Below are 21,957 nucleotides of genomic sequence, written 5' to 3'. Positions count from 1 at the left end.
GATATTCCGTTCGCCTTAGAGAGGTGTAAAAGTATGACGTTGAAGTATGTAGCCACAACATGCCCCTACTGTGGAACAGGCTGCAGTTTCAACCTTGTCGTTCAGGACGGCAAAGTTGTTGGAACGGCACCCTACCGCCGCTCACCCGTGAACGAGGGGAAGGTCTGCCCGAAGGGCACCTATGCCCATGAATTTGTGAACAGCCCGGACCGCCTCACGAAGCCGCTCATCAAGAAGGACGGCAAGTTTGTCGAGGCGACCTGGGACGAGGCCTATGACCTGATTGCATCGAAGTTTAGGTCCTACAAGCCCGATGAGTTCGCGGCGCTCTCCTCCGCCCGGGTCTCGAACGAAGAGAACTACCTGATGATGAAGTTCGCCCGTGGCGTCATGAAGTCCCGCCATGTCGACCACTGTGCCCGGCTCTGCCACGCCTCCACCGTCGCCGGCCTCGCCGGCGCCTTTGGCTCCGGGGCGATGACCAACTCCATCCTGGACATCGCTGAATCGAAGTGTGTCTTTGTCCTCGGGTCCAACACTTTTGAACAGCACCCGCTCATCGGCCGTAAGATCGTCCAGGCCAAGAAGAACGGCGCGAAGGTCATCTATGCCGACCCGCGCTACACCGCGACCGCCCGTCAGGCCGACCTTTACATGCCGTTCGTCTCCGGCTCCGATGTCGCCATCTTAAACGGCCTGATGCAGGAGATCATCCGGAACGGCTGGGAGGACAGGGAGTTCATCGAGAAGCGGACCAAGGACTACGAGAAACTCAAGGAAGTTGTCATGAAAGACACCTACAGCCTTGAGAACGTCTCGAAGATCTCCGGGATCCCGGTCGAGAGCCTCAAGACTGCCGCCGAGTGGTTCGGTACGACCAAACCCGGCGCGATCCTTTACTCGATGGGCATCACCCAGCACACCGTCGGTGTCGACAACGTCAAGTCGGTGGCAAACATCCAGATGCTGACCGGCAACCTGGGCAAGCCCGGCTCCGGCGTGAACGCGCTCCGTGGCCAGAACAACGTGCAGGGCGCCTGCGACATGGGAGCGCTCCCGGTCGTCTTCACCGGCTACCAGAAGGTCATCGACCCGGCCGCCCACAAGAAGTTCGCCGACGCCTGGGGCTTCCCCGACGGCATCTGCGAGCCCAAGAACGGCTACGAGGTCACCGTCATGATGGACGTCCTGACCGACAACCCCGGCGAACTCAAGTGCATGTACATCATGGGCGAGAACCCGATGCTCTCCGACCCGGACCTGACCCACGTCAAGCATGCTATCGATAACCTGGAGTTCCTGGTCGTCCAGGACATCTTCATGACCGAGACTGCCGAACTCGCCGACGTCGTCCTGCCCGCCGCCTGCTACGCGGAACGCGACGGGACCCAGACCAGCACCGAGCGGCGCGTCCAGATGTGGCGCACGGCCCAGAACCCGCCCGGCGAGGCAAAGGTCGACTGGCAGATCATCAGCGAACTCGCGGCAAAGATGGGCTACGCTGCCCAGTTCCCCTACCAGAGCGCCGAGGAGATCTTCAACGAGGTCGCGAAGGTCACCCCCTCGTATGCCGGCATGAACTACCAGCGGCTCAACCGGCCCGAAGCTCTCCACTGGCCCTGCCCCGCGGCAGACCACCCCGGCACGCCGATTCTCCACAAGGAGAAGTTTGCCCACCCCGACGGCCTCGGCATCTTCACCCCGATCGAGTGGAAACCCCCGGCGGAGGTCCCCGACGCGGAGTATCCGTTCGTCCTCACCACCGGCCGTGTCCTCTGGCACTGGCACACCGGCACCATGACCCGCCGGTCCGCGACCCTCGACGCCGAGGTCCCGACGGGCTGGATCGAGATCAACCCCGAGGATGCGAAAGCACTCGGCATCAAGGATAAGGAGACGGTTCGTGCGACCACCCGCCGCGGTACGGTGAACGTTCCCGCGAAGGTGACCAAAGACATCATGAAGGGCGTCATGTTCATGCCGTTCCATTTCAAGGAGTGTGCGGCGAACGTCCTGACAAACAACGCTCTCGACCCGATCGCGAAGATCCCGGAGTTCAAGGCCTGTGCTGTGAAGGTCGAGAAGATTACGGAGGCCTGAATATGGCTGCAATTGGAGATACGTTCTACGCATGGGCGGCCGACGCCGACGTGCTGAAGAAAGGAGAGTGCGGAGGTGCGATCACCGCCCTCCAGCAGTACGCCCTTAAGTCCGGCATGGTGGACGCTGTCCTCGCCATCAGGAAGGGTGCGGACCTTTACGACGCCGTCCCCACGCTCATCACCGACCCCGCCGAGATCGCACAGACGGCAGGATCCCTTCACTGCGGGACGCTCCTGCTCTCGAAAGTGGTGAAGGATTACCTTGATGCCAACAAGACCGCACGGCTCGGCGTCACGGTCAAGGGCTGCGACACGATGGGCCTGATCGAACTTGCGAGGCGCGATGCAGTCGATATGGATCGTCTCCTCCTTCTCGGAGTCAACTGTGGCGGCTCGGTCAGCCCGATCCTGGCCCGCAAGATGATCCGCGAGAAGTTCGAGGTCGACCCCGACCAGGTCCACAAGGAAGAGATCGACAAGGGCCAGTTCATCATTGAGTATGAAGGCGGCCACAAAGGAATCAAGATAGACGATCTCGAGGACGAGGGTTACGGCCGCCGGTCCAACTGCCGCCGGTGCCTCTACAAGGTCCCGCGCCAGGCGGACCTCGCCTGCGGCAACTGGGGCGTCATCGGTGAAAAAGCCGGAAATGCCACGTTCGTCGAGGTCTGCTCCGAGAAGGGCGCAAACCTCCTCGATGCAGCTGTTGCAGCCGGAGCCGTCAAGACCGGCGCCGTACCTGCAAAGGCACTCGAGATCCGCGGCAAGGTCGAGGGCGCGATGCTGGGTCTCGGCAACAAGTGGCGGAAGAAGAACTTTGAGGCGCTTGCATCCGACCTCTGGGGCACCATTGCCCGCGAGACCGGCCGGTGCATCAAGTGCTACTCCTGCATCGAGAACTGTCCGGTCTGCTTCCCGGTCGCAGAGGAACTCAAAGGAAACTCCAGGATGATCACTTCCGGAGAGGTTCCGCCGAACCCGATGTTCCACCTCCGACGGTTTGCGCACATCTCCGACTCCTGCATCAACTGCGGCCAGTGCGAAGAGCTCTGCCCGATGGATATCCCGCTCGCGCTCTTCTCTCATGCCATCAGGACCGAGGGTGACAGCGCGTTCGAGTCCAAACTCGGGAAGGCGCCCTACACCAACTAATCCTTTTTTCTCTCCGCTGCAGCTCATCCGGCGTTATTCCAGGAGCGCCCTGACCTATAAACCCGGACGATATCGCCGCATGCAGATCCGGCCGATGATTCACGGTGTTGGCACCGACCTCACAGAAGGGAGGGGCGTGCGACCCACACATATTCATCAAAAACCGGCTTGTTAATCACTAGTGTTAAATATTCCCATCGTCAATATCTGTGCATCCGAGGTTTAACCATGGATCTCAAGTATGTACAGACAACGTGCCCGTACTGTGGTACGGGATGCAGTTTCAACCTCGTCGTGAAGGACGGGAAGGTTGTCGGCACACAACCTTACAAGCGTTCTCCGGTCAACGAGGGGAAGGTCTGCCCCAAGGGGACCTACGCTCACGAGTTCGTGAACAGCCCGGACCGTCTCACGAAGCCGCTCATCAAGAAGGACGGCAAGTTCGTCGAGGCGACCTGGGACGAGGCCTATGACCTGATCGCGCAGAAGTTCAAGTCCTACAAGCCCGACGAGATCGCCTGCCTCTCTTCCGCTCGTGTCTCGAACGAAGAGAACTACCTGCTGATGAAATTGGCACGCGGCGTCTTCAAGACCCGGCACATCGACCACTGCGCCCGGCTTTGCCACGCTTCCACCGTCGCGGGTCTTGCCGCCTCCTTCGGCTCCGGGGCGATGACCAACTCGATCCTCGACATCGCCGAATCGAAGTGCGTCTTCATCATCGGGTCCAACACCTTCGAGCAGCACCCGCTCATCGGCCGCAAGGTCATGCAGGCAAAGCTGAACGGTGGAAAGCTCATCGTATTCGACCCGCGCAAGACGCCGACCGCAAAGCAGGCTGACCTCTACGCATCCTTCTACTCCGGCACCGACGTGGCCATCCTCAACTGCCTGATGGGCGAGATCATCCGAAACGGCTGGGAAGACAAGGAATGGGTCTCGACCCGTGCAAAGGGATACGAGGAACTCAAAGCGGTCGTGCTCAGCGACACGTACCTCCCCGAGAACGTCGAGAAGATCTCCGGTATTGCCGCTGCCGATCTCAAGACCGCAGCCGAGTGGATCGGTACCGCCGAATCCTCCGCACTCCTCTACTCGATGGGCATCACCCAGCACACGGTGGGTGTCGACAACGTCAAGTCGACCGCAAACATCCAGATGCTCACCGGAAACATCGGCAAGCGCGGTGGCGGCGTGAACGCGCTCCGTGGCCAGAACAACGTGCAGGGCGCCTGCGACATGGGAGCGCTCCCGGTCGTCTTCACCGGCTACCAGAAGGTCATCGACCCGGCCGCCCACAAGAAGTTCGCCGACGCCTGGGGCTTCCCCGACGGCATCTGCGAGCCTAAGAACGGCTACGAGGTCACCGTCATGATGGACGTCCTGACCGACAACCCCGGCGAACTCAAGGGCATGTACATCATGGGCGAGAACCCGATGCTCTCCGACCCGGACCTCAACCACGTCAAGCACGCTCTCGAGAGTCTGGAGTTCCTGGTCGTCCAGGATATCTTCCTGACCGAGACTGCCCAGATGGCCGACGTTGTCCTCCCCGCCACCTGCTACGCAGAGAAGGACGGGACCCAGACCTCCACCGAGCGGCGCGTCCAGATGTGGCGCAAGGCCCAGGACCCGCCCGGCGAGGCAAAGGTCGACTGGCAGATCATCTGCGAAGTGGCAGCTGCCATGGGCTACGCCAAGCAGTTCACCTTCCAGAGCGCCGAGGAGATCTTCAACGAGATGGCCTCCCTCACCCCGTCCTACCACGGCATGACCTACGAGCGGCTCAACAGGCCCGAAGCGCTCCACTGGCCCTGCCCCACTGTAGAGCACCCCGGCACACCCATCCTGCACATCGGCAAGTGTTCGCACCCCGACGGCATGGGCGTGATGCACCCCATCGAGTGGAAACCCCCGGCGGAAGTTCCCGACGATGAGTACCCCTATCTCTTCACCACCGGACGCTGTATCTGGCACTGGCACACCGGGTCCATGACCCGCCGCTCTGCGACCCTCGATGCTGAGGTCCCCACCGGCTGGATCGAGATCAGCCCCGAGGATGCAGAAGCGCTCGGCGTCCAGAACAAAGAAATGGTCCGTGTGACCTCCCGCCGCGGGACCATCGACGTCGCCACAAAGGTGACCAAAGACATCAAGAAGGGTGTCATGTTCATGCCGTTCCACTTCGCCGAGTGCGCGGCGAACATACTGACTCACAATGCCCTTGACCCGATCGCGAAGATCCCGGAGTTCAAGGCCTGTGCTGTGAAAGTTGAGAAGATTACGGAGGCCTGAAAATGGCAGCGAAAGGAGACACGTTCTACGCCTGGGCAGCCGACGCCGCCTGCCAGGAGAGAGGCGAATGCGGCGGAGCGGTCACCGCTCTGCTGACGCACGCGCTTAAGTCCGGCATGGTGGACGCTGTCCTTGCCGTCAAGAAGGGACAGGATATTTACGATGCTGTCCCCACGCTCATCACCGACCCCGCCGAGATCGCCCAGACGGCCGGCTCGCTCCACTGCGGGACGCTCCTGCTCTCGAAGCTGGTCAAGCAGTACCTTGACGGCGCCGAGAAGATGCGGATCGCCGTTCCGGTCAAGGGTTGTGACGCGATGGGCCTGTACGAGCTCGCGAAGCGCAACCAGGTCAACCTGGACAACGTCCTGATGATCGGGCTCAACTGTGGCGGCTCGGTCAGCCCCGTGGCTGCCCGGAAGATGATCCGCGAGAAGTTCGGGGTCGACCCCGACGACGTCGTCAAGGAAGAGATCGACAAGGGCCAGTTCATCATCGTCACGAAAGACGGCCAGCACAAGGGCATCTCGATGGACGAGCTCGAGGAGGAGGGCTTCGGCCGCCGCAGCAACTGCCGCCGCTGCAAGATGAAGGTCCCGCGCCAGGCGGACCTCGCCTGCGGCAACTGGGGCGTCATCGGCGATAAGGCCGGGAAGGCCACGTTCGTCGAGGTCTGCTCCGAGAAGGGTGCAAACCTCCTCAACGGTGCCGTGCAGGCTGGAGCCGTCAAGACCGACGCCGTGCCCGCAAAGGCACTCGAGATCCGCGGCAAGGTCGAGAACGCGATGCTGAAACTCGGCGACAAGTGGCGGGCCCGCTACTTCGAGGGACTCGGCGAAGGGAAGGACCGCTTAAAGAAGATCATGAACGATACTTCCCGGTGCATCAAGTGCTACGCCTGCATCGAGAACTGCCCGATCTGCTACTGCGTCGAGTGCAGCACGAAGAAGTCCTACCTGGTCACGCCCGGTCAGGTCCCGCCGCCCTTCATGTTCCACCTGATCCGCTACGCCCACGTCTCGGATTCGTGCATCAACTGCGGCCAGTGCGAGGAGAACTGCGCGATGGATATCCCGAATGCGCTCTTCATGCACGCCCTGCAGGCGGACATGGAACAGATGTTCGGCCACACCCCGGGTGTGGACATGGAGCTCCCGGTCCTCGCGCTCGTCGAGGAACAGACGGAACGCAAGCGTCTCTCCGACACCGGCAGCGACCAGATCTTCGACATCTTCAAGTAAGGGGAAGACTCCCCTCTTTTTTTGGCAAGGCTGCAACCGGTGAACCACGGCTCTCCGGCCCCGTGCGGCGGGCAGCGGTGGACGGTGCCGCGTCGAGGGCATAGCCACTCCCCTTCGCAAGCGTTCCCGGGGGAACTTCCGGGCACGGCTATGGCTGCCCCCTGGGAGGTGGGGTGGTTCGATTTGACTGCTTCTGACTCATGATCTGTGGGGCAACCCGGGCATCGATGTGAGTGGTGATAGGAATCACTGTGTTTGGCAATGGGTTTCGGAAAAAGAAGGCCACGCGATGGTAAATTGAACGAGAGAGGGGAAGAGTTGAGCGAAGTACTTGAATTCCATCTCGAAAGAATTATCATACCTCAATGGTCTACAGTGAACACCGCTCTGAGAGATAGCAATAATTATCGGGACAAGTGTATCTGGTCCCCCTTTTTAAGCGTGCGATGACCGCAGAGCGATGAAAAATGAGGAGGTTTTGGTATGACGAGATACTATTCCAGCTGGCACATTAATCCCGCACTGATTCCCACCAATCCGGAGGAGCGGATGAAGCTCTGGCACACGCTGCTCGAACGAGTGAAAGCTGAAATGAAGATGGGTGCACTGACAGAATGGGGGATCTCTCCCAGTTTCAACGGTTATTCGATCCGGGACGGGGATGAGAAAGGAATTATGGCTGCAACCTCAAACTGGACACCCTTTATTCTCGTGGATAGTCTTGAACCTATTCTTACTTCAGACGAGGCACTTGACTCGGTGAAACGGCTTGAAACTAAAAAGTAATACTATCACCCTTTTTTGAAAAAGGACATCAGTCGAACACGATCCCCGGTGGAACACCCCTTCGTCGTGATGAAGCAGGCGTTTCATGCAGGCCACCGTTGTCAGGTGCTAACATGAGCGAGTATTGGGTCCAGGGGGGCCCGGGGAAGATCCGGCTCCAGCACCCGGGGCCACGAAACAGGGTCCTATACTGCAGAATCCAGGTAACGGTCCCGCAGTAAGATGGTATACGAAAAAGAAGGGATTGTAAGGTCCCGCTCACGGAAGCGTGTGGGAGAGGGCCGGGATAGCAAACTGGTTCTCGAACGTCTCCTCGTGGCCGTCCGGGAACCGGACCAACGTCAGGTTCGGGGAGAAATCGGCATCGACGAGCGGTGCAAACCAGTAACTTTCAAGCACCTCCTGCGCTCCGGTGAAGTCGAGTCCCGGCGTCGAGTAGACGTTCCCGTCATCGGCGCTCTTGATCCTGGCAAAACTCTGGATCGAGAATGTAGCGGCGTTGCTCTCGACCGAAGTCACCGTTACCGGTGTCCCGCATGCCCCCTCGAGCGCGGACTTCAGTTCCTGCTCCGGCTCAGCGATCTTGAAGAAGACGGCGATCCTCTCGATCCACGAGAGAGTGTAGTTAAAGGTGATATCTGCGCTTCCATCCTCGTCCACGGTTATCAGGAGGTTGTCTGCGCTGAAAGCCCCGACAGGGACAGTCATGAGCGCCAGAACCAGGAGGGAGGCGACCACAATTCCGCGTTTCATCTGTGTACCTCGAAGAACTGTATGCCGTCCGGATTGATAAATATTTGGAAAAACTCGTTGTACATGCAATTACAGTCCATCAGGGACGACTCTCCGATCCGGCGACCCGCTCCCGTCACGGAGGCCGCGTTATCGGGGTCGCTTGAGAACAGCATGCAGGCGACCCCTTCTCCCCGGCCTGCCGTCAGTGCACCCGCAGCCAGAGGCGCAGATTGCGGTAACTTGCATCGGTGAGGTTGTTCACCGGGATCTCATCGGGCGGCGTCTCTTTGAAGAGGAGGAACTCGATCCTGTCCGTATCCGGGTCACTGATCCGGAAGGTGTAGGGTTGCTCTACGGTCTGGTTATGGGGCACCGTGACGGAGAATCGGTCGAGCAGCGTCGCCGAGACGATCGTCGACTGGTTCTTTGCGGTATCAAGCCTGCTCTCCACGGCAAACGTCTCCACCGTGTAGGTAACCTCCTGATGCTCGTGGTTCCCGATCCCGATGATGACCGTCTGCGGCGTTCCGGCCATGAACTCCGTCGGGTAATCGGCTGCCGTCCCCTTCGGCCCGAGGATGTAGAACTCGGTGAACCTCTCTCCCTCGTCCGGGGCGACGACGATGAAGATCGTCGTCCCGATGGCCACGAGGAGGGCGGCAACGAGGACGATACCCAGGACCCGGTTGATCCGGGACGCGGAGCTGCCCGAGCTCTCCTCCTGCCCCGCGGTGAGGAACGTGCCGAACGGGACCGTACAACGGCTTTCTTCCGGCAGGCCGCAACGCCGGGACCCTGCGATAAGACCGGTGATGACGCTGGATGCCGCAAGAGAGGCGACAACAGGGAGGATCCGGATATCCGGGTGGATGTAATTCAGCACGAGGCCGAAGAGCAATACAATAGCGATGGCGAGCCCTGAGATGAATGGCAGGGCAACGAGTACGTGAGGGAGACTCCCGCTGATGACCGGGAGATAAACGCCAATGAGGGCGAGGATAACCCATAGATGGGCGAGGTTTACATCCGGCGGGACGGTATGGTGACCGGCAGGACAGATGAAGCGATCGGCGGGTGGTTCAGGCGGCATTCTGGTACCTCATGAAAAGCCCTGCTATAAATAGGTTCTCCGGGGACGCCCATCTCCGGTTCCCGCGGCGTCGACGGGCGTGACTTCCCGAAGCGGGCTCCTCTGCCGGGCGAGTGATCGCCGTGATCGGCGGCTTCCCGCACTGGAATCGCCCTGCCCGAAGAAGGTCCGGTGGCACCTATGGCGATACGACCCCGGAAAAAATCAGTATATTTTAATTGGAGTGTGACAAACGTGCGATCAGTATGCTACGGGAGGAGAGGGACGATCGGGCTTTCACGGGACTTGAGGCGGCCATCATCTTCATCGCCTTTGTTGTCGTTGCATCGGTCTTTGCCTACATCGTTCTCGGGATGGGCATGATTACAGCGCAGAAGAACCAGGAAGTGATGCATGCCGCCCTCGAAGAAGCCGGGTCCGCTCTCCGACCGGGATACGTGGTCATCGCCAGACTGAACTCATCAAGCGTGCTCGATACTGTGGAGTTCGACCTTGAGACCGCGACCGATCTCGCCGCGGTCGATATGGGGAGCATGACCTACACCATCGCCACAAAGGAGACCCTCGTCACGTTCTCCCCCGGCGATACCCGCGTCACCGAAAACTGGCGGTATCAAAAAGATGCCGGAGACTTCCTGGAGGCAGGGGAGGTCGTCACGGTGAACCTTAAGGTCGATAGTGCAGGCATCCGGCCTGGTGATACGTTCACCATCGAGATGACCGCCGCGGGAGGGGCGACCGCTTCACTGACCAGAACAATTCCCACGGGCATTGAGACGAATGTTCACTTCGAGATCTTCTGATACGTCTGGCCTGTCTGATGCCGGGTTCACCGGCCTGGAAGCGGCAATCGTCCTCATTGCATTTGTCGTCGTTGCATCGGTCTTTGCCTTTGTCGTTCTGCAGGCAGGGTTCTTCTCTGCACAGCAGGGTCAGTCGGTTGTTCATCAGGGTGTCGGACAGGCCGGGTCAAGTTGCATGGTGACCGGAAACGTCTACGGCATCAGCAAGAGTCACAACTACATCGAATCCATCATCATTCCGGTCAGACTCACCGCCGGCGGCGAGCCGATCGATATGACCACGGTCTCTGTCCGTATCGTCGGTCCCCGGCATAAGGGGCTACTCACGCAGAGCGAACCTCTTGTTACCAGGGCTCCCAAGAGCGGGTTCTGGAGTATCCAGGAACAATTGAACAGCGACTGCGACCTCCTTCTCGAAGCCGGGGAAGAGTGTTTCTTGAACATCGCGCCGCAGACCCTGACCGACTGCGCTCCATACGGATCGTTTGTCGTCGAGATCAAACCGGCGGGGAGGGCGGCGCTCCGTGTGGAGAGAACCGTCCCGGGCTGCATCACTACGATCACGTCTCTTCACTGACGGCTCTGCCCGGCGTTCAGGAGGTCCCGGTACCTGAGCGTCCCGGCGACCCCGACGGCACCCACCAGTCCAAGCATCAGGCAATCCTCCGGCCCGCCCCCTGTCATAAGGATGCTCTCCGGGAGGCCGGCCGCCCAGGCGTAGAGGGAGGCAAGGGCGAGGAGGCCGAGGAGCGGAATGGAGACGCTGACGAGTTTGCGAGCGGCCGGAAGAAGGTCCGGCCGGGGATTCCAGCAGGCGGTGAGGGCGATGCCGGCCGATGCGAAAAGAAAGACCCACTCCGAGAGCGACGAAGCCTCTGCAAGCAAGGCGTTGCCGAAGTAGTTGGTGTACTCGTAGGGCTGATACGGACCGAGGAGCGGGAAGCACCAGGTGACGGGTAATGTCCACATCGTGTCGAGGACCTGGTGGGAGAGCCCGCCCGCTGCGACGGCGAGGAGTGCAAACGACCCCTGTCGCCGCTCGACGGCGATGCCGAGAGCGAGGAGGAGCACGAGGAAGAGCAGCCCGTGCGCGAATATCCGGCCGGAGTCGAGAGAATCCGCGAGCAGGATGTGGCCCACTGGTTTGTCGATCAGGTCGGGAAGGACGGCCCCGAGGGCGGAGAAGCCGATGAGCCGCCGATCGCCCAGGTGCCTGGCAAGCGCGAGCCCGAGGACGAGGCCGAAGAGGAGGTGGCAGGCGATGAACATCCATCATGGAATTGACGCCTGCCGGCATATAACCCTGCGGTGCGGGCGTATGCGCAAACGATTATGGCCGGCGAAGACCGATAGTTCCCCATCAACATGGCAACGCTCGAGAGACGGGAACTCCTCATCATCTTCGCATCCTTCCTCATTGGCAGTGCAGCAGGCTGGTGGAGCCGCATGCACTGGCAGAGCAGCCTCGCTGCCGTCGCTTCGATGCTCATCGGGACCGTCGTCGGCTACTTCATCATTCTCGCCGTCCTCCGTGCCGTGGGTCACCCGGTCGGGTAGCCGGCGTGGAACGGAATGCGGCGGCACACTCCATCGGCCTGCGGTCGAGATCAGGGGGCGACCGGTCGGGACCCGGGGTCGATCCCGTCTGCGGCTCCCCGACACTCCCGCACCCGTCCGCCCTCGATCGTGAGGACGCGGTCGGCAAGTTCCAGGAGCGATGGACGGTGGGAGATGAGGATGGTCGTCCGGCCCCGGGTCAGCACCCGGAGTATCTGCCGGATCCGGTCCTCGGTTTGCAGGTCCAGCGCCGATGTGGGCTCGTCGAGGATAAGGATGGGCGCGTCTTTCAGGAACGCGCGGGCGATGGCGACCCGTTGCCGCTGGCCGACGGAGAGCTGGGTCCCGCGATCCCCGACGATCGTCCCGTAGCCCTCGGAGAACTGCATGATATCCTCGTGGATCTGCGCCTTCCGTGCAGCCCCTATCACCTCCTCGAAGGTCGCGTCAGGCTTGCTGTAACGGATGTTCTCCTCGATGGTGGTGTGGAAGAGAAAGAGGTCCTGCGAGACGAGCGATACCTGCCGTCGCAGCCACCGGGGGTCGAGCGATGAGAGGTCGCGCTTATCAAGCGTGATCGTGCCGCGCTGCGGCATAAATGCCCGGAGAATCAGGTTGATCAGCGTCGTCTTCCCCACGCCGGTTCTCCCGACGACGGCGACCGTCTCGCCGGGACGGGCGACGAAAGTTGCGTCCCGGATGACCGGGTCCGACTCAGCATAGCCGAACCAGACGCCGGAGAACTCAATCAGGCCCTGCACGTCGGCGGGCGCAATCCCCCCGGTGCCGGGGGCGGTCCCCGCCTCGCCGCTCATCCGGAAGAGTTCGCGCAGGCGGCCGGCGGACGTGAGCGCGGGCTGCATGACGACAGGAAAGGCGAAGAAGGTGTTGACGGTGGGGGCGAACGTCACGATGTAGACCGCGAACGCGACAAAGTCGCCAACGGTCATACCGCCGGCGAGCACCTCGTTCCCGCCGAACCAGAAGGCTGCGATCAACATGAGCGACATCGTGCCGATCCTGAAATACTCCGAGAGCGCCGAGAGCATCGTGTTCCGGATCCGGGCATTGACCATGTTCCGGAGCGTCCCGGAGACCTTGCGCACCTCCCGGTCCTCCGCGGCGTGCGATTTCACGGTATCGATGCCGGAGATCACCTCCTGGAGGTCCCGCGAGACATAGGCCTGCCGCTCGCGTTCCTGGTGGGTGGCGGCGCGGATCCTTCGGATGAAGACAGCGTTGACCAGCAGGTAAAGGGGGATGAAGGCGATGACGACAAGGGTCAGCCTGAGGTTCAGGATGAAGAGGATGACGAGGGTGAAGGCGACGTAGAGGGCGTTTGCGATGATCTGGGGGAGGTACTGGGAGAAGGTGTACTGCAGGATCTGGACGTCGTCGGAGAGGCGGGACATGATGTAACCGGTCTGCCGCGACTTGAAGTAGGAGAGCGGGAAACTCAGGACATGCTCGACGAGGGTGGTCTGGAGATTGAAGGCGTAGCCTTCTCGGAACCGGGCAGTCCAATAGTTTCGGGCGAGATCCATGCCGCCGGTAAAAAGTCCGAGCGCGAGGAGGGCGACGGTGAGGATGTTGAGCGACGAGAGGATCCCACCGGCTTCCGCGAGGAGAGTATCGGGGAGCGGGGTCTCCCCGAGGAGGATGTTGTCGATGAGGAACTTGATGCTGAGTGGGAGAACGGTCTTTGCGGCGGAGACGAGCGCCGTCGCTACGAGCGCCAGCACGCCCACGCTCCAGATCGGCCGGGCGAACCGGAGGAAGAAGACGAGGTCGGAGAACTGGAGGTCCCTGTCGACCTTCGCCGGCTGCCGCATGATATCCCGGGTGAAGGCGACGGTTCGCCGGCAGTAGTCTGTGATGCTCATGGTATACGGGTCCGCTTAAGGAGCGACGGCTCCGTTGCAATTCCATACGCTCCTCGTGTATAATACCTGCGCACCGGCGGCCGGGGCAAACCAGAACAGCATCGTGCGCCGAGATGCGATTCCCGGATGGTATCGTCAAACGCCTGCCGTTTCTCCGGGGCGGTTGTGGGGGCACTGGCGATCGGTGCGGTCTTCCTCCTCGGTCGCGTGGAGATCCACCCGGATCCGGTGATGACGGTGGCGTTCCTCTTTGGCGGGGGCTCATCGCCGGACTCTTCACCCGGAGCACGGCGAAGGACGGCGCCATCACCGGCGCCATATGCGGGGCAGTCGTGGCCCTCATCGTGGCCTCCGCCACAACCCTCATGAGTCTCGTCGAGAGCAGACCTCAGTATCCCCGTTCCGGACGACCTTGATCTTCTACACTCTCGTCCTCACTGCACTCCTCCTTCCCTACAGCGCCATCGGCGGGGCAGCCGGGGATGCGGCGGGAAACGGTATCCGGAGGGGCGCGGCCGGGGCGGGCGAGCGGACCCGGTGGCTCAGGATCGGTGCCGGCACGGCCATCATCGCCGGTTCGACTCTTATATTTGGTTTTCTCGGCCCGCTGATTGTAGTTTCTCCGCTCGTCGGCGGCGTTATCGCGGGGTACGCTGCCGGCAGCAGGCCGGAGGACGGTCTCGAGGCCGGGCTTGTCACGGCGCTCTTCGGGACCGGTCTCTTTTCTATCCCACTACTCTGGACTGCTTCTTCCGGCACGGGGTTCGTCGCCGGGCTCGCGGGGATGGCAACGGTCGCGCTGGGATTATTGTTCCCTCTCTTCGGGGCCGCCGGTGGGGCTGCCGGTGCGGTTATGCGTGGGAACCTCCGGCAGGACTAGTAGCGGTCGGTCGAAGAGGTCGTTGCTCGCCGGTCGGGGAAGGTTATGGCTGCGATGCTCCCTGTTGCCTGTGACAGAGGAAGCCGGGGGTACTGCGCTCCGCTGTCGCACGGAGAACGGCTTTTTCCCACAATATGTTCTGATTATTATATTATCACAAAAATTAAATACTCCCCGGCCCGTATCGACTCCGTTGGAGTGGGAACCTCTGTCCCACGGATTCTGGAGATGTGATGTAGATGAAAGGGGCTACCACAACGGTGGAGAGACGAAGTATTGTACGAGGGAGAGATCTTGCGGATTACTCGGTTCGGAATCCGCGGGGTGAAGACCTCGGGAGTATCAAGGATGTCGTGATCGATATCAGCGAAGGCTGCATCGCCTACGCCGCCCTCTCGTTCGGGGGTATCATGGGGCTCGGCGATAAGCTCTTTGCCGTCCCCTGGGAGGCGCTTCAGTACAACGGGGCTGACGACGTCTTCGTTCTGGACGTGTCCAAAGAGCGGCTGGAGAACGCACCCGGGTTTGATAAGGACAACTGGCCAACGACCGCCCAGCGCGAGTGGCTCACCGGCATGTACAGTCACTACGGGTATACGCCTTACTGGGAGCGGTGAGCCCCGGGGAAGAGCAGGAACCGGATCGGTTCGCGGGCCCGTGTGCAGACCCGGGTCCGTGACCGGCGTGTTGCACCGATTCCTCCCCCGACTCAAGTCGGGGGGCTCCTCGGCCCATGATCCTGAATATCCTTTTTTTCGCACCGGGCCGCCTGACGAGCGCATACTCGTTATTCCCACCCTTCGACCGAACGGGTCTCTCAGCGTCCCGGGAGCCGGAGGGGGGTCTTCTCGCCCACAGGGATGATGCGAACCGGTGATCTGCGGGGGTGGGGGTCCGTGCCGCGATACGTTCGCCACCCACGCCCGGGCCCCAACGGCCCCTCCAGGCCCGTCTGCACCCGAGCCTTTCGTCGGAATTTTTATTTAAAGATTTGGATCGCAAACGGCTATGAAGTATCAGGACAAAGAGATCTGCATACAAAAATGAAGAAAATCGTCATCAAGGGGGCACGGGAGCACAACCTCAACAATATCACCGTCGAACTCCCGCGCGACCGGCTTATCGTCCTCACCGGCGTCTCCGGATCGGGGAAATCCACGCTTGCCTTCGACACCATCTATGCCGAAGGGCAGCGGCGTTACGTGGAGTCGCTCTCCGCTTATGCACGGCAGTTCCTCGGGCTGATGCAGAAGCCGGACGTCGACAGCATCGACGGGCTCTCGCCTGCCATCTCCATCGAGCAGAAGACGACGTCAAAAAATCCCCGGAGCACCGTCGGCACCGTCACCGAGATCTACGACTACCTTCGGCTCCTCTTTGCCCGGATAGGAAAACCGTTCTGCCCGGAGCACCAGATCCCCATCGAGGCCCAGTCGCCGGAGAAGATCGCCGATCATATCGCCGAGGTGATGGCCGGGACGGTTACCATCCTCGCCCCGGTCGTCCGGCAGAAGAAGGGGACCTACCAGCAGGTCTTCAAGGACCTCGACCGGGAAGGCTACACCCGGGTACGGGTCAACGGCGAGATTCGCCGGACCGACGAGGAGATCGCCCTCGATCGCTACCGGAAGCACGACATCGATGTGGTCATCGACCGACTCTCCGTAGACGAGCGGTCCCGGCTCGTCGAAGCGATCGAAAACGCCCTTGCAAAGTCCGAAGGGCTCGTCATCGCCGTCGACGAGGATGGCCGGGAAGAGACCTGCTCATCGCTCATGGCCTGCCCGATCTGCGGGATTGCGTTTGAGGAACTCCAGCCCCGGATGTTCTCCTTCAACAGCCCGTTTGGCGCGTGTGATGAGTGCAACGGTCTCGGAATCAAGATGGAATTCGACCCCGACCTGATCATCCCCGACAGGAACAAGTCCATCGCCGAAGGTGCCGTCATGCTCTACCGGAACTTCCTTGACGGTTACCGGAACCAGTACCTCAGCGGTGTCGCAAAACACTTCGGGTTTTCGGTCTTAACGCCGATCAAGGACCTCACCGAGCAGCAGTATACGGCGCTGATGTTCGGCTCGCCGGAGCACCTTCGCCTCTCGATGAAGATGAAGAACGGGGACGCGTGGTCGCGTTCCGGGACGTGGGAGGGTCTCGTCCCACAGACCGAGCGGCTCTACCGCCAGACCCAGTCGGAGTACCGCCGCCGCGAACTCGAGAAGTTCATGCGGGTCCTTCCCTGCCCGAAGTGCGGGGGCAAGAGGCTCAAAGATAAGGTCCTTGCCGTGAAGGTTGCCGGGAAGTCCATCGTCGAGGTCACCGACCTCTCCATCACGGGGGCACTCTCATTCTTCCGGACCCTGGACCTCACCGAGAGCGAGCGCGAGATCGCAAAACAGGTCCTAAAGGAGATCATCGCCCGGCTCGAGTTCCTGAAACAGGTCGGCGTCGGCTACCTGACCCTCTCGCGGAGCGCAGGCAGCCTCTCGGGCGGGGAAGCACAGAGGATACGCCTTGCAACACAGATCGGGTCGAACCTGACGGGTGTGCTCTACGTCCTCGACGAGCCGTCCATCGGGCTGCACCAGCGGGACAACCGGAAACTGCTCGAGACCCTGCAGCATCTCCGCGACCTGGGGAACACTCTCGTCGTGGTGGAGCACGATGAAGAGACAATCCGGAGCGCCGACTGGGTCGTCGACATGGGACCGGGGGCCGGGCTCCACGGCGGCGATATCGTTGCACAAGGCCCTCCGGATGCTGTCTCGGCAAACCCGGCCTCGCTCACGGGCCGTTATCTCTCCGGCGACCTCAGGATCGAGGTCCCCCCCGATCGCCGGAGGAGCGATCGGTTCATCCGCCTTGCGGGCTGCCGGGAGAACAACCTGAAAGGCATCGACGCGAATGTCCCCATCGGCGTCCTGACGGTCGTCACCGGGGTCTCGGGGTCGGGGAAGTCCACACTCATCTACGAGACGCTTTATCGGGCGCTGATGCAGAAACTCCACAACTCACGGGAGCCACCGGGAAAGCACGACAGCCTCACGTTCGACGACGAGATCGACAAGGTGATCGTCATCGACCAGAGCCCCATCGGGCGGACGCCGCGCTCGAACCCGGCGACCTACACCAAGGTCTTCGACGAGATCCGGAAGGTCTTTGCCGGGACCAAGGAGGCGAAGGTCCGGGGCTACAAGCCCGGCCGGTTCTCGTTCAACGTCAAAGGCGGACGGTGCGAGGCCTGCCAGGGTGACGGGCTCATCAAGATCGAGATGAACTTCCTCCCCGACGTCTACGTCGAGTGCGAGGAGTGCAAGGGGGCGCGCTACAACCGCGAGACCCTCGAGGTGAAGTACCGGGGCAAGTCCATCGCCGATGTTCTCGAGATGAGCGTTGAGGAGGCGATTGACCACTTTGAGCACTTCCCGTCCATCAAGAATAAACTCGATACGCTTTCAAGAGTGGGACTCGGCTACATCAAACTCGGCCAGAGTTCCACCACCCTCTCGGGCGGCGAGGCGCAGCGGATCAAGCTGACCCGGGAACTCGCAAAGCGGGCCACAGGGAAGACAATCTACCTCCTCGACGAACCGACGACCGGGCTGCACTTCCACGACGTGAAGAACCTGATCGCCGTCCTCGACGACCTGGTGGCCCGGGGAAACACGATGGTCGTGATCGAGCATAATCTGGACGTGATCAAGTCCGCCGACTACGTCATCGACCTTGGTCCGGAGGGCGGGGACGCCGGCGGTGAGGTCGTCGCGGCCGGAACCCCCGAGGAGGTCGCTGCGGTGGAGGGGAGCCACACAGGCGCGTTCTTAAAAGAGATCCTTAAAACACCATGATCGATCCCCAGAAACTTCCAACCGAGCCCGGGTGCTACCTCTTCTCCGACGACGAGGGCACCATCATCTACGTCGGGAAGGCAAAGAACCTCAAGCGGCGCGTATCAAGTTACTTCTCCCGGCACGACCTCGACCCGAAGACCAGACGGCTCGTCGCCGCGATCGCCGGGATCGACTTCATCGTCACCGATACCGAGGTCGAGGCGTTCATCCTCGAGAACACCCTGATCAAGAAGCACCAGCCGAAGTACAACATCGACCTCAAAGACGCGAAGAGATACGCCTACATCCACGTCACCGACGAGCCCTACCCCCGGATCCACACTGCCCGTCAGCCCGATGGTAACGGCCGCTACTACGGGCCGTTCGTCTCCGCACGGGAGCGTGAAGACCTACTTCGCCTCTTAAAATCACTCTTTGGCCTCCGGTCATGCCGGCGCCTCCCCCGGCGGCCGTGCCTCCGTGCACACATCGGCTCGTGCAGCGCCCCCTGCAGCGGGAGGATAACCGAGGACGACTACCGCGAGCGGGTCCGGAGGGCCGAGGCGGTCCTGAAAGGGGATATCGCCGGGCTCATCCGGACGCTCAGAGAGGAGATGGCGGCGCACGCGGAACGGCAGGAGTACGAGCGGGCGATGGAGCTCCGCGACCAGGTTGCGGCCCTCGAAGGGCTTCGGGAGCGGCAGCACGTCGACCGGCAGAAGACCTACAACGAGGATATCGTCAACTATATCGTGAGCGAGGGAACCGTCTTTCTGATGCTCTTCAACGTCGACCGGGGAACGCTTGCCGGGAAGCATGAGTACACCTTCGACGAGACGGAGGGGTTCCTCGAGGAGTTCCTCGCCCGCTACTACGCCCAGAACGAGCCCCCGGAGGAGGTGATCCTCCCGGAGCCGGTCGACGACGCGGTTGCCGGCTACCTCTCCCACCTCCGGGGCGGCAAGGTCCGGGTGGTCGTGCCGCAGCGGGGCGAGAAGAAGAACCTCCTCGACCTGGTCAGGAAGAACGTCGAGATCGGGTTCTTTGGGGACCGGATCAAACTGGACGAACTGAAGCGCCGCCTGCACCTCCCGGATCTCCCGGTCGCGATCGAGTGCTTCGACATATCCCACCTCTCCGGGACGGCGATGGTGGGCTCGATGGTCCGGTTCCTCTGGGGGAAACCCGACAGGCGGAACTACCGGCGGTTCCGGATACGGACGGTCGAGGGGGTCGATGACTTCGCCGCCATCGCCGAGGTGGTCCGGCGCCGCTACTCGCGCCTGCAGAAGGAGGGCGGCGAATTCCCCGACCTGATCCTCGTGGACGGCGGGAAAGGGCAGCTTGCGGCGGCAACCGCGGTGCTCAGGGACCTCGGGATCAAGGTCCCGATCGCGGCCATTGCAAAGCGCGAGGAGGAGGTCTTCGTGCCGGGCTTCTCCCACCCCCTGCCCCTTGAGAGGCACGAGAAGGCGTCGCTCTTCCTCCAGGAGATCCGCGACGAGGCGCACCGGTTCGCGATCACGTATCACAGAACGCTCAGGAAGAAGACAGTGGCACCATGACGGCATTTCACTTGAAAGCAGATTTTAAGCCTACCGGATCGCAGCCCGACGCGATACGGAAACTCACCGGCGGGCTCGCCCGCGGCGAGCGGTTCCAGACCCTCCTCGGGGTCACGGGGTCGGGGAAGACGTTCACGATAGCAAACGTAGTCGAGGCGGTCCGGAAACCCACCCTCGTCGTCGCCCACAACAAGACGCTTGCTGCCCAGCTCTACAACGAGTTCAAGTCGTTCTTCCCGGAGAACCGGGTGGAGTACTTCGTCTCCTACTACGACTACTACCAGCCCGAGTCATACATCGCAAAACGCGACCTCTACATCGAGAAAGACGCCCAGATCAACCCCAAGATCGAGCAGATGCGGCTTGCGGCGACCGCATCGCTCCTCTCGCGCCCCGACACCATCATCGTCGCCTCGGTCTCCTGCATCTACGGCCTCGGCAACCCCGCGAACTTCCAGGGAATGGGATTTGAGGTAAAGGTCAGGGACCGGATGCGGCGAGACGACATCATCCGGAGGCTCATCGAGATTCAGTTCGAACGCAACGACATCGAACTCGCGCCGGGCCGGTTCCGGGTGAAGGGCGACACGATCGATATCGTCCCCGGCTACTTCAACAACATCATCCGTATCGAACTCTTCGGGGACGAGGTGGACCGGATCAGCGAGATCGACAAAACCTCCGGCCAGCGGCTCGAGACGATGGATTACTTCTTCGTCTATCCGGCCCGCCACTTCGTCGCCCCGGAGGAGGAGAAGGAACGGGCGATCGTCTCGATACAGGAGGAACTTGAGGAGTGGCTCCCGAACCTCGGCATGCTCGAGGCGCACCGCCTGCGCCAGCGGACCCTTTACGACATCGATATGATCCGGGAGACCGGGACCTGCAAGGGGATCGAGAACTACTCCCGCCACTTTGATGGGCGAAAAGCCGGGGAGCAGCCCTACTGCCTGCTGGACTACTTCCCGGAGGACTTCATGATGGTGATTGACGAGAGCCACCAGACCCTGCCCCAGGTCCGCGGGATGTACCACGGCGACTACTCGCGGAAGAAGTCCCTCGTGGACTACGGGTTCCGGCTCCCGTCGGCCTTCGACAACCGGCCGCTGAAGTTCGACGAGTTCTCGGGCTACATGCGAAACGTCATCTTCGTCTCGGCGACCCCGGGGGATTACGAGCTGGAGCGCTCAAGCGTCGCGGAGCAGATCATCCGGCCGACGGGGCTCGTCGACCCGGCGGTCGAGGTCCGGCCGATCGAGGGGCAGATCCCGGATGTCATCGCCGAGATCCGTGCCACGATCGAACGCGGCGACCGTATACTCCTGACGACCCTCACGAAGAGGCTCGCCGAGGAACTCTCGGAGTACCTGGCCGAACAGGGAATCAAGACTCGCTACCTCCACTCCGAGATCAAGACCATCGAGCGGACCGAGATCATCCGGCAGCTCCGGCTCGGGAAGTACGACGTCCTCGTGGGGATCAACCTCCTCCGCGAGGGGCTCGACATCCCCGAGGTCGGGCTCGTGGGAATCCTCGACGCCGATAAGGAAGGGTTCCTCCGCGACGCGAGAAGTCTGGTCCAGACGATCGGCCGGGCCGCCCGGAACGTGAACGCGAAGGTGGTGCTCTACGCTGACACCATGACCGACTCGATCAAGAAGGCGATGGCCGAGACCGGGCGGAGGCGCGCGATGCAGATGGAGTATAATGCCCTGCACGGCATCACGCCGCAGACGATCACAAAGCCGATCCGGGAGAAAGAGATCGATATCACCGACGTCAAGCACGTCCCGAAGTCGGAGATCCCGAACCTTATCATCGAGCTCGAGACCGAGATGCAGGAGGCGGCGGAACGCCTTGAGTTCGAGCGGGCGATAGCGCTGCGGGATACGATCCGGAAACTGCAGGGCGGGGAAACGCGGTAGGGGGCTGGCCCATCGAAAAACAGACGGGAAAGGCGCTCTGACAGTGGGGGTTGCAGTCACCTGCCGCTGATGAATGAAACCAATTGGGTGCGCGAAGGCCCGGTACGCTGGAC

At 61.6% G+C, this 21,957-nt stretch carries 17 protein-coding genes; 13 read left to right on the top strand and 4 right to left on the bottom strand.

What is annotated here, in order from left to right; translation table 11 throughout:
* The first annotated feature begins 33 nt into the window (after nt 1–33).
* The 5 genes from fdhF (BRA49_RS01685) to BRA49_RS01665 all read left to right on the top strand — a co-directional run bounded on the left by fdhF (BRA49_RS01685) (nt 34) and on the right by BRA49_RS01665 (nt 7,576).
* The gene (fdhF, locus tag BRA49_RS01685) at nt 34–2,100 is read left to right on the top strand and encodes a formate dehydrogenase subunit alpha (protein ID WP_292382889.1); all 2,067 of its coding nucleotides are present in this window, start codon (nt 34–36) and stop codon (nt 2,098–2,100) included.
* A gap of 2 nt (nt 2,101–2,102) precedes the next feature.
* Complete coding sequence (locus BRA49_RS01680) at nt 2,103–3,254, top strand: Coenzyme F420 hydrogenase/dehydrogenase, beta subunit C-terminal domain (RefSeq protein WP_292382887.1); 1,152 nt, start codon at nt 2,103–2,105, stop codon at nt 3,252–3,254.
* 228 nt (nt 3,255–3,482) lie between these two features.
* Nucleotides 3,483–5,549: a formate dehydrogenase subunit alpha gene (gene fdhF, locus BRA49_RS01675; RefSeq protein ID WP_292382885.1), complete on the top strand. Its 2,067-nt coding sequence runs from the start codon at nt 3,483–3,485 to the stop codon at nt 5,547–5,549.
* Nucleotides 5,550–5,551: 2 nt separating this feature from the next.
* Nucleotides 5,552–6,790: a Coenzyme F420 hydrogenase/dehydrogenase, beta subunit C-terminal domain gene (locus tag BRA49_RS01670; protein ID WP_292382883.1), complete on the top strand. Its 1,239-nt coding sequence runs from the start codon at nt 5,552–5,554 to the stop codon at nt 6,788–6,790.
* Nucleotides 6,791–7,273: 483 nt separating this feature from the next.
* Nucleotides 7,274–7,576: a hypothetical protein gene (locus tag BRA49_RS01665; RefSeq protein WP_292382881.1), complete on the top strand. Its 303-nt coding sequence runs from the start codon at nt 7,274–7,276 to the stop codon at nt 7,574–7,576.
* Between the two features lie 258 nt (nt 7,577–7,834).
* On the opposite strand, the gene BRA49_RS01660 is transcribed toward BRA49_RS01665, so the two are convergent.
* Nucleotides 7,835–8,329, bottom strand: a complete 495-nt coding sequence (locus tag BRA49_RS01660) for a hypothetical protein (protein ID WP_292382879.1) — start codon at nt 8,327–8,329, stop codon at nt 7,835–7,837.
* A gap of 184 nt (nt 8,330–8,513) precedes the next feature.
* Nucleotides 8,514–9,401: a DUF1616 domain-containing protein gene (locus BRA49_RS01655; RefSeq protein ID WP_292382876.1), complete on the bottom strand. Its 888-nt coding sequence runs from the start codon at nt 9,399–9,401 to the stop codon at nt 8,514–8,516.
* A 245-nt stretch (nt 9,402–9,646) separates the two neighbouring features.
* Between BRA49_RS01655 and BRA49_RS01650 the strand changes: the two genes are divergently transcribed.
* Nucleotides 9,647–10,204, top strand: coding sequence for an archaellin/type IV pilin N-terminal domain-containing protein (locus BRA49_RS01650; protein WP_292382874.1), 558 nt, complete (start codon nt 9,647–9,649; stop codon nt 10,202–10,204).
* The gene (locus BRA49_RS01645) at nt 10,182–10,781 is read left to right on the top strand and encodes an archaellin/type IV pilin N-terminal domain-containing protein (protein WP_292382872.1); all 600 of its coding nucleotides are present in this window, start codon (nt 10,182–10,184) and stop codon (nt 10,779–10,781) included. Before BRA49_RS01650 ends, BRA49_RS01645 begins: the two co-directional genes overlap by 23 nt.
* Here the strand turns inward: BRA49_RS01645 and BRA49_RS01640 are convergent.
* Nucleotides 10,775–11,473, bottom strand: coding sequence for a metal-dependent hydrolase (locus tag BRA49_RS01640; RefSeq protein ID WP_292382870.1), 699 nt, complete (start codon nt 11,471–11,473; stop codon nt 10,775–10,777). The two genes, BRA49_RS01645 and BRA49_RS01640, sit on opposite strands and share 7 nt — an antisense overlap.
* Nucleotides 11,474–11,569: 96 nt before the next feature.
* On the opposite strand from BRA49_RS01640, the gene BRA49_RS01635 reads away from it, so the two are divergent.
* A complete protein-coding gene (locus BRA49_RS01635; RefSeq protein WP_292382868.1) occupies nt 11,570–11,761 on the top strand; it encodes a hypothetical protein in 192 nt (63 codons plus the stop codon).
* Nucleotides 11,762–11,811: 50 nt separating this feature from the next.
* Here the strand turns inward: BRA49_RS01635 and BRA49_RS01630 are convergent, their stop codons facing one another.
* The gene (locus tag BRA49_RS01630; RefSeq protein WP_292382866.1) at nt 11,812–13,644 is read right to left on the bottom strand and encodes an ABC transporter ATP-binding protein; all 1,833 of its coding nucleotides are present in this window, start codon (nt 13,642–13,644) and stop codon (nt 11,812–11,814) included.
* Nucleotides 13,645–14,056: 412 nt separating this feature from the next.
* Between BRA49_RS01630 and BRA49_RS01625 the strand changes: the two genes are divergently transcribed.
* The 5 genes from BRA49_RS01625 (at nt 14,057) to uvrB (ending at nt 21,844) form a co-directional block, all read left to right on the top strand.
* A complete protein-coding gene (locus BRA49_RS01625) occupies nt 14,057–14,524 on the top strand; it encodes a hypothetical protein (RefSeq protein ID WP_292382864.1) in 468 nt (155 codons plus the stop codon).
* Nucleotides 14,525–14,763: 239 nt separating this feature from the next.
* The gene (locus BRA49_RS01620; RefSeq protein WP_292382863.1) at nt 14,764–15,141 is read left to right on the top strand and encodes a PRC-barrel domain-containing protein; all 378 of its coding nucleotides are present in this window, start codon (nt 14,764–14,766) and stop codon (nt 15,139–15,141) included.
* 426 nt (nt 15,142–15,567) lie between these two features.
* Nucleotides 15,568–18,372 carry an excinuclease ABC subunit UvrA gene (uvrA, locus tag BRA49_RS01615; RefSeq protein ID WP_292382861.1) on the top strand — a complete coding sequence of 935 codons (2,805 nt, stop codon included), beginning with the start codon at nt 15,568–15,570 and terminating at the stop codon, nt 18,370–18,372.
* Nucleotides 18,369–19,919 carry an excinuclease ABC subunit UvrC gene (gene uvrC / locus BRA49_RS01610; RefSeq protein ID WP_292382859.1) on the top strand — a complete coding sequence of 517 codons (1,551 nt, stop codon included), beginning with the start codon at nt 18,369–18,371 and terminating at the stop codon, nt 19,917–19,919. The genes uvrA and uvrC overlap by 4 nt, the downstream gene beginning before the upstream one ends.
* A complete protein-coding gene (gene uvrB, locus BRA49_RS01605) occupies nt 19,916–21,844 on the top strand; it encodes an excinuclease ABC subunit UvrB (RefSeq protein WP_292382857.1) in 1,929 nt (642 codons plus the stop codon). The genes uvrC and uvrB overlap by 4 nt, the downstream gene beginning before the upstream one ends.
* The last annotated feature ends 113 nt before the right edge of the window (nt 21,845–21,957 follow it).

It is taken from the genome of Methanoculleus sp. UBA430 (assembly GCF_002506585.1).
GTDB lineage: Archaea > Halobacteriota > Methanomicrobia > Methanomicrobiales > Methanoculleaceae > Methanoculleus.
The sequence above is the reverse complement of the archived record's forward strand: the minus strand, read 5'-3'. Positions and strand labels throughout refer to the sequence as shown.

Bases quoted from the DNA above. Each gene is read 5' to 3' on its own strand.
- BRA49_RS01645 (WP_292382872.1), top strand. From the start codon at position 10,182: ATGTTCACTTCGAGATCTTCTGATACGTCTGGCCTGTCTGATGCCGGG.
- fdhF (WP_292382885.1), top strand. From the start codon at position 3,483: ATGGATCTCAAGTATGTACAGACAACGTGCCCGTACTGTGGTACGGGA.
- BRA49_RS01665 (WP_292382881.1), top strand. From the start codon at position 7,274: ATGACGAGATACTATTCCAGCTGGCACATTAATCCCGCACTGATTCCC.
- BRA49_RS01660 (WP_292382879.1), bottom strand. From the start codon at position 8,329: ATGAAACGCGGAATTGTGGTCGCCTCCCTCCTGGTTCTGGCGCTCATG.
- uvrB (WP_292382857.1), top strand. From the start codon at position 19,916: ATGACGGCATTTCACTTGAAAGCAGATTTTAAGCCTACCGGATCGCAG.
- BRA49_RS01640 (WP_292382870.1), bottom strand. From the start codon at position 11,473: ATGTTCATCGCCTGCCACCTCCTCTTCGGCCTCGTCCTCGGGCTCGCG.
- BRA49_RS01655 (WP_292382876.1), bottom strand. From the start codon at position 9,401: ATGCCGCCTGAACCACCCGCCGATCGCTTCATCTGTCCTGCCGGTCAC.
- BRA49_RS01635 (WP_292382868.1), top strand. From the start codon at position 11,570: ATGGCAACGCTCGAGAGACGGGAACTCCTCATCATCTTCGCATCCTTC.
- fdhF (WP_292382889.1), top strand. From the start codon at position 34: ATGACGTTGAAGTATGTAGCCACAACATGCCCCTACTGTGGAACAGGC.
- BRA49_RS01680 (WP_292382887.1), top strand. From the start codon at position 2,103: ATGGCTGCAATTGGAGATACGTTCTACGCATGGGCGGCCGACGCCGAC.
- uvrC (WP_292382859.1), top strand. From the start codon at position 18,369: ATGATCGATCCCCAGAAACTTCCAACCGAGCCCGGGTGCTACCTCTTC.
- BRA49_RS01670 (WP_292382883.1), top strand. From the start codon at position 5,552: ATGGCAGCGAAAGGAGACACGTTCTACGCCTGGGCAGCCGACGCCGCC.
- BRA49_RS01630 (WP_292382866.1), bottom strand. From the start codon at position 13,644: ATGAGCATCACAGACTACTGCCGGCGAACCGTCGCCTTCACCCGGGAT.
- uvrA (WP_292382861.1), top strand. From the start codon at position 15,568: ATGAAGAAAATCGTCATCAAGGGGGCACGGGAGCACAACCTCAACAAT.
- BRA49_RS01650 (WP_292382874.1), top strand. From the start codon at position 9,647: ATGCTACGGGAGGAGAGGGACGATCGGGCTTTCACGGGACTTGAGGCG.
- BRA49_RS01620 (WP_292382863.1), top strand. From the start codon at position 14,764: ATGAAAGGGGCTACCACAACGGTGGAGAGACGAAGTATTGTACGAGGG.